Here is a 15,185-nt window from a genome sequence, read left to right as displayed (position 1 = left end):
AAGCCGCGCGTCATGTCCGACCGGCGCGCGCGGCGGGTTGACGCGCCCGCCTGCCGTGCCAGTCTTTGCGCCCGCCTTCAGCGCCTTCCCGGGGAACCAACAGGTCATGCGCAATCCGAACACCTTTGCGGGCAATCCGCTCGATCGTGCAAGCGAGCGGCGCACCGACCCGGCCTGGCTGAAGGCCCAGCTCGACGCGCCCACGTCCGGTATCGTGCCCTTCGTCGGCGACAGGCCGCTGATCCGCCTGGGCGAGGACGGCGCAACCGCGGCCTTCCTGCCGCCGCCCCTGCTGGACGAACCGCTGGGCGCGCCCGTGGACGCCGCGCGCTGCCTGTTCCTCGGCCTGATGCCGGACGGGGCACCCCGCTTCGCGCTGCGCATGCCCGATCATGTGCGGCTGGAGGACGACCCGCTGATCGCGGCGCAGGGCAAGGCGATCGACCTGCGCTCGATCGCACCCGATCTCGCCCCCGCCGACGCCGCGATGCTGGCCCAGGCCAAGGCGCTGCTCGCCTGGCACGAGACGCACCGGCACTGCGCGAGGTGCGGGGCGCGCTCGCACCGCGCCGAGGGCGGCTACAAGCGGGTGTGCGAGGTCTGCGCGGGCGAGCATTTCCCGCGCACCGACCCGGTGGTCATCATGCTGGTGACGGACGGCGACCAGTGCATGCTGGGCCGCGGAGCGGCGTGGGAGCCGGGGCGGTTCTCCACGCTTGCGGGCTTCGTGGAGCCCGGCGAGACCTTCGAGGAGGCGTGCGCGCGCGAGGTGTTCGAGGAGGCGCGCATCCGCGTCGGCGACGTGCGCTACGTCTTCTCGCAACCCTGGCCCTGGCCCATGTCGATCATGGTCGGCCTGCACGCGACCGCCGAGACCCGGGAGATCACGGTCGACCCCGCCGAACTGGCGGAGGCGCGCTGGTTCTCCCGCGCGGAGATCGAGGCGGGCCTCAAGGGCGAGGCACCGTTTCGCCTGCCGCCGCCGCTCGCCATCGCGCACCAGCTGATGCGCGCCTGGCTCGACGGCTGAGAGGTCAGGCGCCGGCCCGCGCAGACCAGTTGCGCCTGTAGGGATGCGCCTTGTAGACGCCGAGGATCTTCAGGTATTTGGTGAAGAATTCCAGCTCCTCCAGCGCGCGCCGCACGGGCACGTCCTCGGGGTGGCCCTCGATATCGGCATAGAATTGGCTCGCCGCGAAGGAGCCTTCGAGCTGGTAGCTTTCGAGCTTCGTGATGTTCACGCCGTTCGTCGCGAACCCGCCCATGGTCTTGTAGAGCGCCGCGGGCACGTTCCGCACCCGGAACACGAAGGACGTGATGCAGGGCCCCTCCTCGGGCTCGGCGTCGTCCGGCTCTTCCGAGAGCACGAGGAAGCGCGTCGTGTTGTGGCCCGCGTCCTCCATGTCGGAGCGCAGGATCTCGAGGCCATAGATCTCGGCCGCGAGGGAGGACGCCAGCGCGCCCAGCGTCCGGTCGTCCGATTCGGCAACGATGCGCGCCGAACCCGCCGTATCCGCCGCGGTGACGGCCTTCAGGCCGAGACTGCGCAGGTGCATCCGGCACTGGCCGAGCGCCTGGGCGTGGCTCATCACGCGGGTCAGCGTCTCCAGCGAGGCACCCTTCAGCGCCAGAAGCTGGTGGCGGACGCGCAGGAAGTGTTCCGCCACGATGAACAGGCCCGACTCCGGCAGGAGGTGGTGAATGTCGGCGACCCGGCCGTAGACCGAGTTCTCGATCGGCGTCATGACGCGGGACGCGCGGCCATCCTTCACCGCTGCGAAGGAATCCTCGAACGTCGGGCAGGCAAGCGGCACCATGTCGGGCAGCGCCTCGAGACAGGCGAGATGCGAATAGGCGCCCGGCTCCCCCTGGAAGGCGACGGTGCGCGAAGGCTCGGCGCCCTGGGCGCGCAGCTGGTCCTCGCTCGCTTGTGCTATCGGTTCGGCGGTCATCGTGCGTTCCTTCGTGCGCAAGGTGTCAGGCGCCGGCGAGGCGGGCGCGGGCGCGCTCCAGGTCCTCGGGCGTGTCGACGCTGACGGGAATCATGTCGGAGACGGCCGCATCGATGCGCATGCCCGCTTCCATGGCGCGAAGCTGCTCCAGCCGCTCCCGCAGCTCCAGTCCCGAGGGCGGAAGCGAGACGAACCGCTTCAGCGCCTCGCGGCGGAAGGCGTAGATGCCGACATGGTGCCAATGCGGCCCGTCGCCCGACGGCACGCGCGCCCGGCTGAAATAGAGCGCGCGCCCGATGCCGTCCGGTCCCGGCGCCACCGCAGCCTTGACGACGTTGGGATTGTCGCGCTCGGAATCGTCAGTGATCTCGGCGACGACGGTCGCGATGTCGACATCCGGATCGCGCAGCGGATCGAGCACGCGGGCGACCGACGCGGGAGAGATATCGGGCAGGTCGCCTTGCAGATTGACGATCACGTCATGGCGTCCCGAAGGGTCCAGCCGCTCCACGCCCTGCCAGACCCGGTCGGAGCCGGAGGGGAGCGCGGGGTCGGTCAGCACCGCCGTTCCGCCTGCTGCCTCCACGGCATCGACGATTTCCCGGTCGCCCGCGGCGACCGCAACCGGGCCGACGCCCGCCGCCGTGGCACGCCGCCAGGCATGGACGATCATCGGTGTACCATGGATATCGGCAAGCGGCTTGCCGGGGAGCCGGGTGGCGGCCATGCGGGCAGGAATGACAATGAGCGGCGTCATCTTGTGAGTCCGGACTGAAAGGGGATTGGCAGGCTCCAATCGGGAACCTGCGGCGTTATAGGCCTTGCGACGGCTTGCGGGAAGCGGCTAATGTCCGGCGCAATCCGGCGGGGGGGACCTCGGGCCGGAGTTGCGGATCAGTGTCAGGGCAGACCCGCACGCGACGCGGGATGCCAGGGCAGCGTGAGCGGCTGGGCGGCAGGAACCGGAAAGGCGGGGCGACCCGATGTCCTTCCCGGACTGCCTTTCACCCTTTCGCACCTGATGCGCGGGGCGCAGGAACGGGACAAGTCAGGCCAGGTCGACCCGATGAACAGCTTCGAATTCAACAAGATCGCCGGCGGCGTGCTGCTTGCCGCCCTCGTTACGCTCGGTCTCGGGACGCTCGCGGAGATCGTCTTCCACCCCGACGAGCTCGAAGAGCAGGCTTACAAGGTCGCCGGGCTGGAGAGCGGTGGCGGGGAAGCCGCAGGCGCCGCCGAGGCCGCGCCGGAGGTTTCCGTCATCGCGCTGCTCGCCACGGGCGACATCGGGGCGATGGCCTCGGCCGGCGAAGGCGCTGCCCGCGCTTGCGCGGCCTGCCACACGTTCGACAATGGCGGTGCGAATCGGGTCGGCCCGAACCTCTGGGGCATCGTGGGCGCGAACATCGGCCATCTCGACAACTTCTCCTACTCTAGCGCGCTGCAGGAGAAGGAAGGCACCTGGACCTACGAGGCGCTGGACGGGTTCCTCGCGAACCCGCGCGGCTGGGCGCCGGGCACCAAGATGTCCTACGCCGGCATGAAGAAGCCGGAGGACAGGGCCGAGATGATCGCCTATCTGCGCAGCCTCTCGGACAGTCCGCAGCCGCTGCCGGAAGCACCGGCCGAAGCCGCGCAGGCCACTCCCGCGGAAAGCGCACCGCAGCAGGCGGCGGAAGCCCCGGCGCAGGCGGCGGCTCCGGCCGCCGACATCGCGGCGCTCGTCGCGTCTGCAGACGCCGCTGCGGGCGAGAAGTCCGTGCGCATCTGCTCCGCCTGCCACACCTTCAACGAAGGCGGTCAGAACCGCGTCGGCCCGAACCTCTGGGGCGTCGTCGGAGCGCAAGTCGCGCACCACGAGGGCTACAAGTACTCCGACGCGATGCAGTCCTTCGGGGGCGAATGGACGCTCGAGCGCCTCGCCGACTACCTGCGCCATCCGCGCGACACGGTGCCGGGCACCAAGATGGCGTTCGCCGGCATCAAGAAGGATGAGGAACTCTACAATATCCTCGCCTATCTGAAGACGCTCGGCGGCAAGTGACCGCCGCCGGCCGGGGATCGCCCGGCCGACCGGATTGCAAAGGGCCGCATCGGTTCCCCGGTGCGGCCCAAGTTTTGTCTTGAACCCATGCGGATCTGTCCAATATCGCTCAAGGATCGGGGAATCGCGCGATGGCACCGGGGAGGATCGGAATGGTCAGGCACCACGGGGGCGGAGGCTGCAGCGCCTGGGGTAATGCGTGCGGACTTGCGCTGGCCGTGGTGCTGGCGCTGGCGCCCCTGCCGGCACTTTCCGCCGACACGATCACGGCACACGGGCTGTCGCTGACCGGCGAGACGAAGTACCAGGAAGGTTTCGCGCATTTCGACTATGTGAATCCGCAGGCACCCAAGGGCGGCGCCACGACGCTCTTTGCAATCGGCGGTTTCGATTCGCTCAATCCCTTCATTGCGAAGGGCAACGCGGCCTCCGGGCTCGGCCTGATCTACGACACGCTGATGGCCAATGCGCTCGATGAGCCGAACGCCGAATACGGGCTCGTGGCAAAAACCGTGACACACCCGGCCGACTTCTCCTGGGTGGAGTTCGAGTTGCGCCCCGAGGCGCGCTTCCACGACGGGAAACCCGTGACGGCAGAGGACGTCGTCTTTTCGTTCGAGACCCTGCGCGATGAGGGCCAGCCCTTCTACCGTCTCTACTACGCCAATGTGACGACGGCTGAGGCGCTGGGACCGCATCGTGTCCGTTTCACCTTCGACACCGCCGGCAACCGCGAACTTCCCGTCATCATGGGCCAGCTTCCGGTCCTGCCGAAGCACTGGTGGGAGACACGCGCGTTCGGAGAAACGACGCTGGAGCCGCCGCTCGGCTCCGGCCCCTATCGTGTGGCCAGCGTCGACACCAACCGCAGCATCACCTACGAGCGGGTGCCGGACTATTGGGCCAAGGACCTGAACGTCAACGTCGGCGCGAACAATTTCGGCCGCATCCGCTACGAGTATTTCCGCGACATGGACGTGGCGTTCGAGGCGTTCAAGGGCGGTTCCTACGACTTCCGCTCGGAGAACAGTGCGCGCCGCTGGGCCACGGGCTATGAATTCGACGCCGTGCGCAAGGGCGAGGTCACGGTCGAGACAGTGCCCGACCGAAATCCGCAAGGGATGCAGGGCTTCGTGATGAACCTGCGCCGCGCGCCCTTCGACGATCCGCGCGTGCGGCAGGCGTTCAACCTGGCGTTCGACTTCGACTTCGCCAACGAGACGCTGTTCTACGGGCAATACGCCCGCACCCGCAGCTATTTCGAGGGCTCGGAGCTTGCCGCGACGGGCTTGCCGGAGGGGCGCGAGCTGGCGCTGCTGGAACCTTTCCGCGGCGAGGTGCCGGAAGAGGTCTTCACGACGGAATACAATCCGCCCGAAACCGGTGGGCGGCGCGGGCTGCGGGAAAACCTGCGCAAGGCGACGGAACTTCTCAACGCCGCCGGCTGGGCCTTCCGCGACGGCGCGCTGCGCAATGGCGAGGGCAAGCTGCTGAACGTCGAGGTCCTGCTCGTCTCGCCCGACTTCGAGCGGATCGTCGCGCCTTACGTCCAGAACCTCGAAAGGCTCGGCATCGAGGCGACCATCCGCATCGTCGACACGGCCCAGTACATCCAGCGCCTCAACGTCTTCGACTACGACATGATCGTGATGAGCTGGGGCCAGTCGCTGTCGCCCGGCAACGAGCAGCGCAACTACTGGGGCTGCGCGGCCCGCGACCGGGACGGCAGCCGCAACTATGCCGGCATCTGCAACCCCGCCATCGATGCGCTCATCGACAAGGTGATCTTCGCCGAAACCCGGCAGGACCTGGTCGCCGCGACACGCGCGCTCGACCGCGTGCTGCAATGGGGCCGCTACGTCGTCCCGCACTGGCACTTCCGGACCGTGATCGACGGCGTCTCTCAACCAGCCTTCCGCCTTGCCTTCTGGAACCGGCTTGCGCATCCCGAGGCCTTGCCGCCCTACACGCCGGGCTTCCCGACCGTCTGGTGGTCGCGCGATGCCGACGGGAGGCAGTGAGCCGGTGCGCACCGCGGGCCTGCCCCTCCTGTCCCTCGCCGCCGCGGTACTGCTGGGCGCCACGGGCGCTTCGGCGGAGCCGCGGCATGGTCTTTCGGCGTTCGACGCGCTGAAGTATCCGGCCGACTTCCCGCACTTTTCCTATGTCGACCCCGCCGCGCCCAAGGGCGGCGAGATCTCGACCATCGGGACGGCAGCGGTCACCACCTTCGACAGCCTCAACTACTGGATTCTCAAGGGCGACCCGGCGCAGGGCCTGCCGCTGCTGTTCGACACGCTGATGGTGCGCGCCGAGGACGAGCCGGACGCCGTCTACGGCCTGCTGGCCGAGAGCGCCGAGGTCAGCGCGGACGGACGCGCGGTCACCTTCCGCCTGCGCCCCGAGGCACGCTTTCACGACGGTACGCCGGTACGCGCGGACGACGTGGTGTTCAGCTTCGAAGCGCTGAAGGAAAAGGGACACCCGGACTTCCGCCTCTCGCTGCGCGATGTCGCAGCCGCCGAGACCGTCGACGCTCTCACGGTCACCTACCGGTTCGAGGGCGACAATCTGCGCGACCTCCCGATCACGGTGGCGACGCTCCCAGTGCTCTCCCGGGCCTATTACGAAACGCAGCCCTTCGAGGAGACGACGCTGGAGCCGCCCGTGGGCTCCGGCCCCTACCGCGTCGGGGATTTCAAGGCGGGCAGCTTCATCGTCTACGAGCGCGACCCGAATTATTGGGGCCGCAACCTGCCTGTGAACCTGGGCCGGCACAATTTCGACCGCATCCGCTATCTCTACTTCCGCGACCGGGTGGCGGGCATGGAGGCGTTCAAGGCGGGAGCCTACACGCTGCGGGAAGAATTCACCTCCAAGACCTGGGCGACGGAGTACGACTTCCCGGCGGCCGAAGCGGGCCTCGTGAAGCGCGAGGTGCTGCCCGACGCCCGCCCCTCCGGCACGCAAGGCTGGTTCCTGAACACGCGGCGGCCGCATCTCGCCGACTGGCGGGTGCGCAAGGCGCTGGACTATGCCTTCGACTTCGAATGGACCAACGCGACGCTGTTCTACGGGGCCTACAGCCGCACCGACAGCTTCTTCGAGAACTCGGACATGCAGGCGGAGGGACCGGCGAGCGCGGAGGAGCGCGCGCTGCTGGAGCCCTTCCTGGCCCACCTGCCGCCGGGCATCCTGGATGCGCCCTACGTCCCGCCCCTGAGCGACGGCAGCGGGCGCGACCGAGGCAATCTGCGCGAGGCCGACCGGCTGCTGCGGGAGGCGGGCTACACCGTGCAGGATGGCCGCCGCACCATGCCGGACGGCAGGCCTTTCCGGCTGGAATTCCTCATGTTCGAGCCGTCGTTCGAGCGGGTGAACGCACCCTTCCTGCAGAACCTCGAACGCCTCGGCATCGAGGCGGCGATGCGCATCGTCGATCCGGCGCAATACCAGCGGCGGCTGAAGTCCTTCGACTTCGACATCGTCACCTCGCGCTTCGTGCTGCGCCCGACGCCGGGCGCGGAGATGCGCAACTTCTGGACCTCCGCCGCCGCCGCGACCGAGGGGAGCCGGAACTACGCGGGCATCGCCTCGCCCGTGGTCGACGCCCTGACGGAACGCATGATCGCGGCAGGGAGCCGGGCGGAGCTGGCGACGGCGGCGCGCGCACTGGACCGCGTGCTGCGCGCGGGCCACTACTGGATCGCGCACTGGTATTCCGCCTCGCACCGCATCGCCTATTGGGACATGTTCGGACGGCCGGAAGCGAAGCCTGCCTACGGGCGCGGCATCCTCGACCTCTGGTGGGTCGATCCGGAGAAGAAGGCGGCGTTGGACGCCGCGCGCGGGCGCTGAGGGGAACGGAAACGCCATGGGCGCCTACATCATTCGCCGTCTCCTGCTGATGATCCCGACCCTGCTGGGGATCATGCTGATCAATTTCGTGGTCATCCAGTTCGCGCCGGGCGGCCCGGTCGAGCAGGTGATCGCGCAGGTGACGGGCAGCGACGTGGGCGCGACGGCGCGCTTCTCCGGCACCGGCGGAGGCGACTTCTCGGCAGGGGGCGGCAATGGCGGCGCGGATGCCACCTCCAGCACCTACCGCGGGGCGCAAGGCCTCGACCCGGAATTCATCAAGGAGCTCGAGCGCCAGTTCGGCTTCGACAAGCCGGCGCACGAACGCTTCCTGCTGATGCTGAAGAGCTATGTGACGTTCGACTTCGGCGAGAGCTATTTCCGCTCGGTCTCGGTGATCGACCTGATCCTGGAGAAGCTGCCGGTGTCGGTCTCGCTCGGCATCTGGTCGACGCTGCTCGCCTATCTGATCTCGATCCCGCTCGGCATCCGCAAGGCGGTGAAGGACGGCAGCGTGTTCGACGTGTGGACGAGCGTGGTGGTGATCGTCGGCTACGCGGTACCGAGCTTCCTGTTCGCCGTCCTGCTGATCATCCTGTTCGCCGGGGGCGAGTTCTTCCAGATCTTCCCGCTGCGCGGCCTCGTCTCCGACAATTGGGATGCGATGTCCTGGCCGATGCGGATCGCGGACTATTTCTGGCACATCGCGCTGCCGGTGATCGCCATGACCATCGGCGCGTTCGCCACGCTGACGCTGCTGACCAAGAACTCCTTCCTCGACGAGATCAACAAGCAATACGTGATGACGGCGCGGGCCAAGGGCCTGACCGAGCGCCGCGTGCTCTACGGCCACGTGTTCCGCAACGCCATGCTGATCGTGATCGCGGGCTTCCCGTCGGCCTTCATCTCGATCTTCTTCACGGGCTCGCTGCTGATCGAGACGATCTTCTCGCTGGACGGGCTGGGGCTCCTGTCGTTCGAGGCCGCGATCAACCGCGACTATCCGGTGGTGTTCGCCACGCTCTACATCTTCTCGCTGATGGGCCTCGTCATGGGGCTCATCACCGACCTGACATACACGCTGGTCGATCCGCGCATCGACTTCGAGAAGCGGGACGTGTGAGACCCATGGCGCTTCTCTCCCTCTCTCCGATCAACCGGCGCCGCCTCAACAATTTCAAGGCGAACCGGCGTGGCTACTGGTCGTTCTGGATCTTCGTCGTTCTGTTCGTGCTGTCGCTGTTTGCGGAGTTCATCGCGAACGACAAGCCGCTCTATGTGAGCTACGAGGGCCGGTCCTACTTCCCCGTGTTCGAGTTCGTGCCGGAGACGGCCTTCGGCGGCTTCCTGCCGACCGAGGCCGACTACCGCGACCCCTTCGTGCAGGAGGCGATCGCGGACGCGGGCGGCACGATGGTCTGGCCGCTCATCGCCTTCGACTACCGCACGATCAACTACGAGCTTGAGGTGCCAGCGCCCGCGCCGCCCTCGGCGGTCAACTGGCTGGGCACCGACGACCAGGGCCGCGACGTCATGGCGCGCATGATCTACGGCTTCCGGCTGTCGGTGCTGTTCGGGCTTCTGCTGACGCTCGTCTCGTCGGTCATCGGCGTCGCGGCGGGCGCCGTGCAGGGTTATTTTGGCGGCTGGACCGACCTGATCTTCCAGCGGTTCATCGAGATCTGGACCTCGATCCCCTACCTCTACCTGCTGATCATCCTGGCCGCCGTCATCGTGCCGAGCTTCTGGACGCTGCTGATCATCATGTCGCTGACGAGCTGGGTCGCGCTGGTCGGCGTGGTGCGGGCGGAGTTCCTGCGCGCGCGCAATTTCGAATACGTCCGCGCGGCGCGCGCGCTTGGCGTCTCGAACGGCGTCATCATGTTCAAGCACCTGCTGCCGAACGCGATGGTGGCGACGCTGACCTTCATGCCCTTCATCCTCAATTCGGGGATCACGACGCTGACCTCGCTCGATTTCCTCGGCTTCGGGCTGCCGCCGGGGTCGCCGTCGCTGGGCGAGCTGCTGAACCAGGGCAAGAACAATTTGCAGGCGCCGTGGCTCGGCATCACGGCCTTCATGGTGATCGCGGTGATGCTCTCGCTGCTGATCTTCATCGGCGAGGCCGTGCGCGACGCGTTCGACCCGCGCAAGACGTTCCGCGGCGGAGGCGACGCATGAGCGCGCCCCTCTTGAGCGTCGGGAACCTGGGCGTCGCCTTCCGCGGCGAGCACGGGGAGGTGACGGCGGTCGAGGGCGCCAGCTTCGACGTGCAAGCGGGAGAAACGGTCGCCCTGGTCGGCGAGAGCGGGTCGGGCAAGTCGGTGACCGCGCTCTCGGTGCTGGGCCTGCTGCCGAAATCGGCGCGCCATCCGGCGGGCTCCATCGTCTTCAAGGGCGAGCAATTGCTGGGCGCGGGCGAGACGGTGCTCAGGCGCGTGCGCGGCAACGAGATCTCCATCGTCTTCCAGGAGCCGATGACGAGCCTCAACCCGCTGCACACGATCGAGAAGCAGATCGGCGAGATCCTTGCCGTCCACAAGGGCCTGGAAGGTCCTGCCGCGCGCGCGCGCATTCTCGAGCTGCTGGGCCAGGTCGGCATCAGGGACCCCGAGACGCGGCTCGCCTCCTATCCGCACCAGCTCTCGGGCGGCCAGCGCCAGCGGGTGATGATCGCCATGGCGCTCGCCAACGAGCCGGACCTGCTGATCGCGGACGAGCCGACGACCGCGCTGGACGTCACCGTGCAGGCCCAGATCCTGGAGCTGCTCAAGCGGCTGCAGGCGGAACAGGGGCTTGCCATCCTGCTCATCACCCACGACCTCGGCATCGTGCGGAAGATGGCGCAGCGCGTGAACGTGATGCAGGGCGGGCGCATCGTCGAGCAGGGCGAGACGGCGAAGGTCTTCGACGCCCCGCAGCACCCCTATACGCGCCACCTCCTCGCCGCCGAGCCGAAGGGCATGCCGCATGCCGGGGAAGACGACGCGCCCGTGGTGATCGCGGGCGAGGACGTGAAGGTCTGGTTCCCGATCAAGCGCGGCGTCATGCGCCGGACCGTCGGGCACATCAAGGCGGTCGACGGCATCGACATCTCGGTGCGTGCGGGCCGCACGGTGGGCGTCGTGGGCGAGAGCGGATCGGGCAAGACGACGCTCGGCCTTGCGCTGTTGCGGCTGCTGCCCTCGCAAGGGCCGATCAGCTACCTCGGCAAGCGCATCGACGGGCTGGGGCTCGCCGACATGAGGCCGCTGCGCGCCGAGATGCAGATCGTGTTCCAGGACCCTTACGGGGCGCTCTCGCCCCGCATGACGGTGGGCGACATCGTGGCCGAAGGGCTCGACGTGCACTTCGCCAAGCTGAAGGGCGAGGAACGGCGCCAGCGCATCGCCGACGCGCTGACCGAGGTGGGGCTCGAGGCGCACATGGCCGACCGCTATCCGCACGAGTTCTCGGGCGGTCAGCGCCAGCGCATCGCCATCGCCCGGGCGATGATCCTCAAGCCGAAGCTCGTCGTGCTGGACGAGCCGACGAGCGCGCTCGACATGAGCGTGCAGGCGCAGATCGTCGACCTGCTGCGCGACCTCCAGCGGCGGCACGGCCTCGCCTATGTCTTCATCAGCCACGACCTGAAGGTGGTGCGCGCGCTCGCCGACCACGTCATCGTGATGAAGGACGGCAAGGTCGTCGAGACGGGGCCGGCCGACGACGTGTTCGACCGGCCGCAGACGGACTACACCCGGGCACTCATGGCGGCGGCGTTCGAGCTTGAGGCGCGCAACGTCGAGAGCGTCTCGACCTGACCGTGGCGCTCAGCCGGGCAGCCGCCCGTAGAGCGTGGGCTCCCCCCCTCCCGCAGCCACGATGCGGGCGACCGCTTCGGCGAGCGGCTCCGCCGCGACCGCCATGTGATGCGCATTGGCGTGGAGAAGGCGCGTTTCGTCGAGCATGATACCGACGTGGCCCGTCCAGAAGACGAGGTCGCCGCGGCGGAGCCCCGCTCCCCCGTCGAACGGAACGGCCCAGGCCGACTGCGGGCCGGTGTCGCGCGGGCAATCGCGCCCACCCGCCTGAACGGCGAGTTGCACGAGACCCGAACAGTCGAGCCCGTCTGACGACCGCCCGCCCCAGAGATAGGGTGCGCCCATGCAGCGTTCGGCCACCCCGACCCAGTCCTTCTCCGCCTCGTCGAGAGGCGTGAAATGGTCTGCGATGGCGTAGCCTCCGGTCTCCAGGCGCAGCCCCTCCCGGCCGGTTCCGTGCATCCGGACATCCGCCTCGACCGCGCGCACCCGCGCGCCCAGCGGAAGCCGCGCGAGCGGCGGCGCCTTGATGTCGGGCCGGGGAAAGAGCAGCGTCGCCCGCGCCGCAACCCGGTGGGTCGGGATCACGCGCCGGGTGTGCAGGTCGGCGGCCGGGATCCATCCCTCGTACCCGTCGAGACACGAGCGCCCGCGGATCCAGGCGCCGAGTTGGCCGACGATGACGACCTCCTCGCCGAACAGCGCCTGCGTGTCGAGGCCCGCAGCCGCGGCGGGTTCGGCGCGCATGTCCGCCACCGGGCAGGACACGCGCAGGATCTCGCCCTCATCCGCCATGGCGGGCCTTCACAAGATGGTAGAGCGCGCGGATGGCCATCGCCTCGCCTCCCTTCGGGCGCCCGGGACGGGCCTTCTGGTTCCAGGCATAGATGTCGAGGTGTACCCAGGCGGGCGTCGCGGTCACGAAGCGCTTGAGAAAGAGGGCCGCCGTGATCGCACCGGCGAAGCCGCTCTCGCTCGCGTTGGCGATGTCCGCGATGTCGCTCGACAGAAGCTCCTCGTAGGGCTGCCACAACGGCAGGCGCCAGACCGGGTCCGACACGGCCTCCGCAGCTTGCACGATCTCGGCGGCCAGCGCCTCGTCTCCGGTGAAGAACGGCGGCAGATCGGCCCCGAGCGCTACCCGCGCCGCGCCGGTCAGGGTCGCGAGGTCGATCAGCAGGTCGGGCTGCTCGCTGTCGGCCTCGGCCAGCGCGTCGCCGAGGATGAGGCGGCCCTCCGCATCGGTGTTGCCGATCTCGACCGTCAGCCCCTTGCGCGTCTGCAGAACGTCGCCCGGGCGGAACGCATTGCCCGCGACCGCGTTCTCCACCGCCGGGATCAGCACGCGCAGCCGCACGTCGAGACCCGCCCCCATGATCATCGCGGCAAGCCCCAGCGCATTGGCCGCACCGCCCATGTCCTTCTTCATCAGCCGCATGGCCGAAGACGGCTTGAGGTCGAGGCCGCCGGTGTCGAAGCTCACGCCCTTGCCGACGAGCGTCACCTTCGGCGCGTCCTCGCGCCCCCAGGCGAGATCGATGAGGCGCGGCGCCCGCGCCCCGGCCCGTCCGACAGCATGGATCATGGGGTAGTTCTGCGCGAGCAGCTCCTCGCCGCAGATGACCCTGACACGCGCGCCATGATCCCCGGCGAGCGTGCGTGCCGCCGCCTCCAGCGCGTCCGGGCCCATGTCCTCCGCCGGCGTGTTGACGAGGTCGCGGACGAGCGCGATGGCCGCGGCCATGCGGCTGACCTCCTCGATATCGACGCCATCCGGCGCGACAACCCGCGCAAATGCCCGGTCGGCCGCCTTGTAGCGCGTGAAACGGTAGGCACCGAGCGCGATGGCCAGCGCGTCCAGTGCACCCACGGGAGATCCCGACGCGGCGGGAACCAGACGGACCGTGGCCCGCTCAGGGAGTTTCGCGGGAAGCACGCCGGCGACGAACGGGTCGGCCCCGTCGCCGAGCCCAAGGACATAGCCCGCGGGCGCGCCCTCGGCATCCGGAACGGGCACGAGCGCACCGGCCGCCGGCTCGAACCCGGTCGCAGCCAGCCAGCCACGGACGGCAGACGGCTGTCCGGCCCGCCAGGTGTCGTAGTCCGCCTTCGCAACCATCCAGACAGGCAGCAGCCCATCGGGCCATTGTCCGTCGGGGCCGCGGGTGATGAACACGTCCGACATGGATGCCACGCACTCCTCTGCTCGCTCCGGAGGAGAAGGTATGGCCTCAGCCCCCGCCCGCAAAGGCCCGGCGCGCGAAAAACAGGTATCCGGAGCGCACGGCGGCGATCGGCGTTAACCTTGCGTTGACCCTGACGGAGCACTCTCGGGAAGCGCGCGCACGCTGCGCGGCCCTTGCGCCGCGCACATCGCGCGTGATCCGGCCGCGGCCTTCCATGCCCGGCCCGCCAGGAGGATGGAACAGCATGGCACGCCCCACCACGCTTCGCACACGGACGGGCACGGCTCTCGCGGTGCTGATCGCCGCAGGCCTGCTCAGCGGCTGCAACACGACAGGCACGTCGGGACCCGGCAGCGACATGGCCGCCGCATCGACGGGAGGAGCGGCAGCGGCTGCGGCCCAGGCGCCGGGCGCGCGCACGCCGATCAGCCAGCTTCCCGGCTGGGCGAAGAACGGCGGCGCCAAGGCGGCCGCCGACCCGCAGGCGCCGCTACCGCCGATGCCGGACGACCTCGACGTCGACTCCTTCCTCAAGAACACGGCCCGCTTCGCCGAGGACGAGAAGAATTACGAGACCGCCGCTGCCTATTGGTCCTCCTACTACGAGCGCAATCCGGGCGATGTCGAGGCGGCGGTCGCGCTGGCACGCAACGCCCGCCTCGCCGGCCAGCCGCAACAGGGCGTCCGGGTGCTCTCCCCGCTCGTTTCGCGGTCTTCCGACGACATCGCGCTGCACGAGGAACTGGCCCGCTGCCAGCTTGCTGCCGGCGCTCACGAGGGTGCACTCGCCACGCTGAACGCGGCGCTGCGCATCACGCCGGGCGATTGGTCGCTCTACTCCAAGAAGGGCGTCGCGCTCGACAAGCTCGGCCGCCACGACGAGGCGGCGCCCGTCTATGAGGAGGGGCTGAAGCGCGCCCCGGACAATGTCGTCCTGCTGAACAACTATGCCCTGTCCCGCGCGCTGGCCGGGGACGCGCAGAAGGCCGAGGCGCTGCTCACCCGCGCGCTGGAGCAGCCGCGCGGCCAGGTGCGGACGCGCCAGAACCTCGCGCTGGTCTACGGGCTGACCGGACGGTTCGAGGAAGCCAGCCAGATCGCGCGGCAGGATCTGCCCGAAGCCGTCGTCGCCCACAATCTGAAGGTCTACCGCGAGATGCTGTCCGAGCCGGACCGCTGGCAGGCGCTGCGCCGCTGAGGCCCCGCGCTGCGGCCGGACGAGGCCGCCATCGCAGGAAGGACCAGCCCGGCGGCCGGACCGGGACACGGAAAAGGGGAGAGGCTGTTAGCCTCTCCCCTTTCGCGCTTGTCCGAATGTGGCTGCCGGGCAGATGCCGGGGCG

Annotated in this window: 12 protein-coding genes; 8 read left to right on the top strand and 4 right to left on the bottom strand. The window is 69.0% G+C overall.

Annotation, left to right across the window (positions count from 1 at the left end):
• The first annotated feature begins 106 nt into the window (after window positions 1-106).
• Window positions 107-1,030: an NAD(+) diphosphatase gene (gene nudC, locus NJQ99_RS10755; RefSeq protein ID WP_269332830.1), complete on the top strand. Its 924-nt coding sequence runs from the start codon at window positions 107-109 to the stop codon at window positions 1,028-1,030.
• 4 nt (window positions 1,031-1,034) lie between these two features.
• On the opposite strand, the gene NJQ99_RS10750 is transcribed toward nudC, so the two are convergent.
• Window positions 1,035-1,952, bottom strand: a complete 918-nt coding sequence (locus tag NJQ99_RS10750; protein ID WP_269332829.1) for a prephenate dehydratase — start codon at window positions 1,950-1,952, stop codon at window positions 1,035-1,037.
• A 25-nt stretch (window positions 1,953-1,977) separates the two neighbouring features.
• Entirely contained in the window at window positions 1,978-2,709 is a 732-nt protein-coding gene (locus NJQ99_RS10745) for a 3-deoxy-manno-octulosonate cytidylyltransferase (RefSeq protein WP_269332828.1), read from the bottom strand.
• Window positions 2,710-3,018: 309 nt separating this feature from the next.
• Between NJQ99_RS10745 and NJQ99_RS10740 the strand changes: the two genes are divergently transcribed.
• The 6 genes from NJQ99_RS10740 (at window position 3,019) to NJQ99_RS10715 (ending at window position 11,657) form a co-directional block, all read left to right on the top strand.
• On the top strand, window positions 3,019-3,996 hold the full coding sequence (locus NJQ99_RS10740) for a c-type cytochrome (protein WP_269332827.1): 978 nt from the start codon (window positions 3,019-3,021) through the stop codon (window positions 3,994-3,996).
• A 152-nt stretch (window positions 3,997-4,148) separates the two neighbouring features.
• The gene (locus NJQ99_RS10735; protein ID WP_269332826.1) at window positions 4,149-6,017 is read left to right on the top strand and encodes an extracellular solute-binding protein; all 1,869 of its coding nucleotides are present in this window, start codon (window positions 4,149-4,151) and stop codon (window positions 6,015-6,017) included.
• Complete coding sequence (locus NJQ99_RS10730; protein ID WP_269332825.1) at window positions 5,998-7,854, top strand: extracellular solute-binding protein; 1,857 nt, start codon at window positions 5,998-6,000, stop codon at window positions 7,852-7,854. Before NJQ99_RS10735 ends, NJQ99_RS10730 begins: the two co-directional genes overlap by 20 nt.
• 16 nt (window positions 7,855-7,870) lie before the next feature.
• Entirely contained in the window at window positions 7,871-8,977 is a 1,107-nt protein-coding gene (locus NJQ99_RS10725; protein ID WP_269332824.1) for a microcin C ABC transporter permease YejB, read from the top strand.
• Window positions 8,978-8,982: 5 nt separating this feature from the next.
• On the top strand, window positions 8,983-10,035 hold the full coding sequence (locus tag NJQ99_RS10720) for an ABC transporter permease (protein WP_269332823.1): 1,053 nt from the start codon (window positions 8,983-8,985) through the stop codon (window positions 10,033-10,035).
• A complete protein-coding gene (locus NJQ99_RS10715) occupies window positions 10,032-11,657 on the top strand; it encodes an ABC transporter ATP-binding protein (RefSeq protein WP_269332822.1) in 1,626 nt (541 codons plus the stop codon). The genes NJQ99_RS10720 and NJQ99_RS10715 overlap by 4 nt, the downstream gene beginning before the upstream one ends.
• Window positions 11,658-11,666: 9 nt before the next feature.
• Here the strand turns inward: NJQ99_RS10715 and NJQ99_RS10710 are convergent, their stop codons facing one another.
• Window positions 11,667-12,452, bottom strand: coding sequence for a C40 family peptidase (locus NJQ99_RS10710; protein WP_269332821.1), 786 nt, complete (start codon window positions 12,450-12,452; stop codon window positions 11,667-11,669).
• The gene (locus NJQ99_RS10705) at window positions 12,442-13,842 is read right to left on the bottom strand and encodes a leucyl aminopeptidase family protein (protein WP_269332820.1); all 1,401 of its coding nucleotides are present in this window, start codon (window positions 13,840-13,842) and stop codon (window positions 12,442-12,444) included. Before NJQ99_RS10705 ends, NJQ99_RS10710 begins: the two co-directional genes overlap by 11 nt.
• A gap of 245 nt (window positions 13,843-14,087) precedes the next feature.
• Between NJQ99_RS10705 and NJQ99_RS10700 the strand changes: the two genes are divergently transcribed.
• Window positions 14,088-15,041 carry a tetratricopeptide repeat protein gene (locus tag NJQ99_RS10700; protein ID WP_269332819.1) on the top strand — a complete coding sequence of 318 codons (954 nt, stop codon included), beginning with the start codon at window positions 14,088-14,090 and terminating at the stop codon, window positions 15,039-15,041.
• Window positions 15,042-15,185 lie beyond the last annotated feature (144 nt).

Source organism: Futiania mangrovi, assembly GCF_024158125.1.
Lineage (GTDB): Bacteria > Pseudomonadota > Alphaproteobacteria > Futianiales > Futianiaceae > Futiania > Futiania mangrovi.
This window is presented reverse-complemented; position numbering and strand designations above follow the sequence as displayed.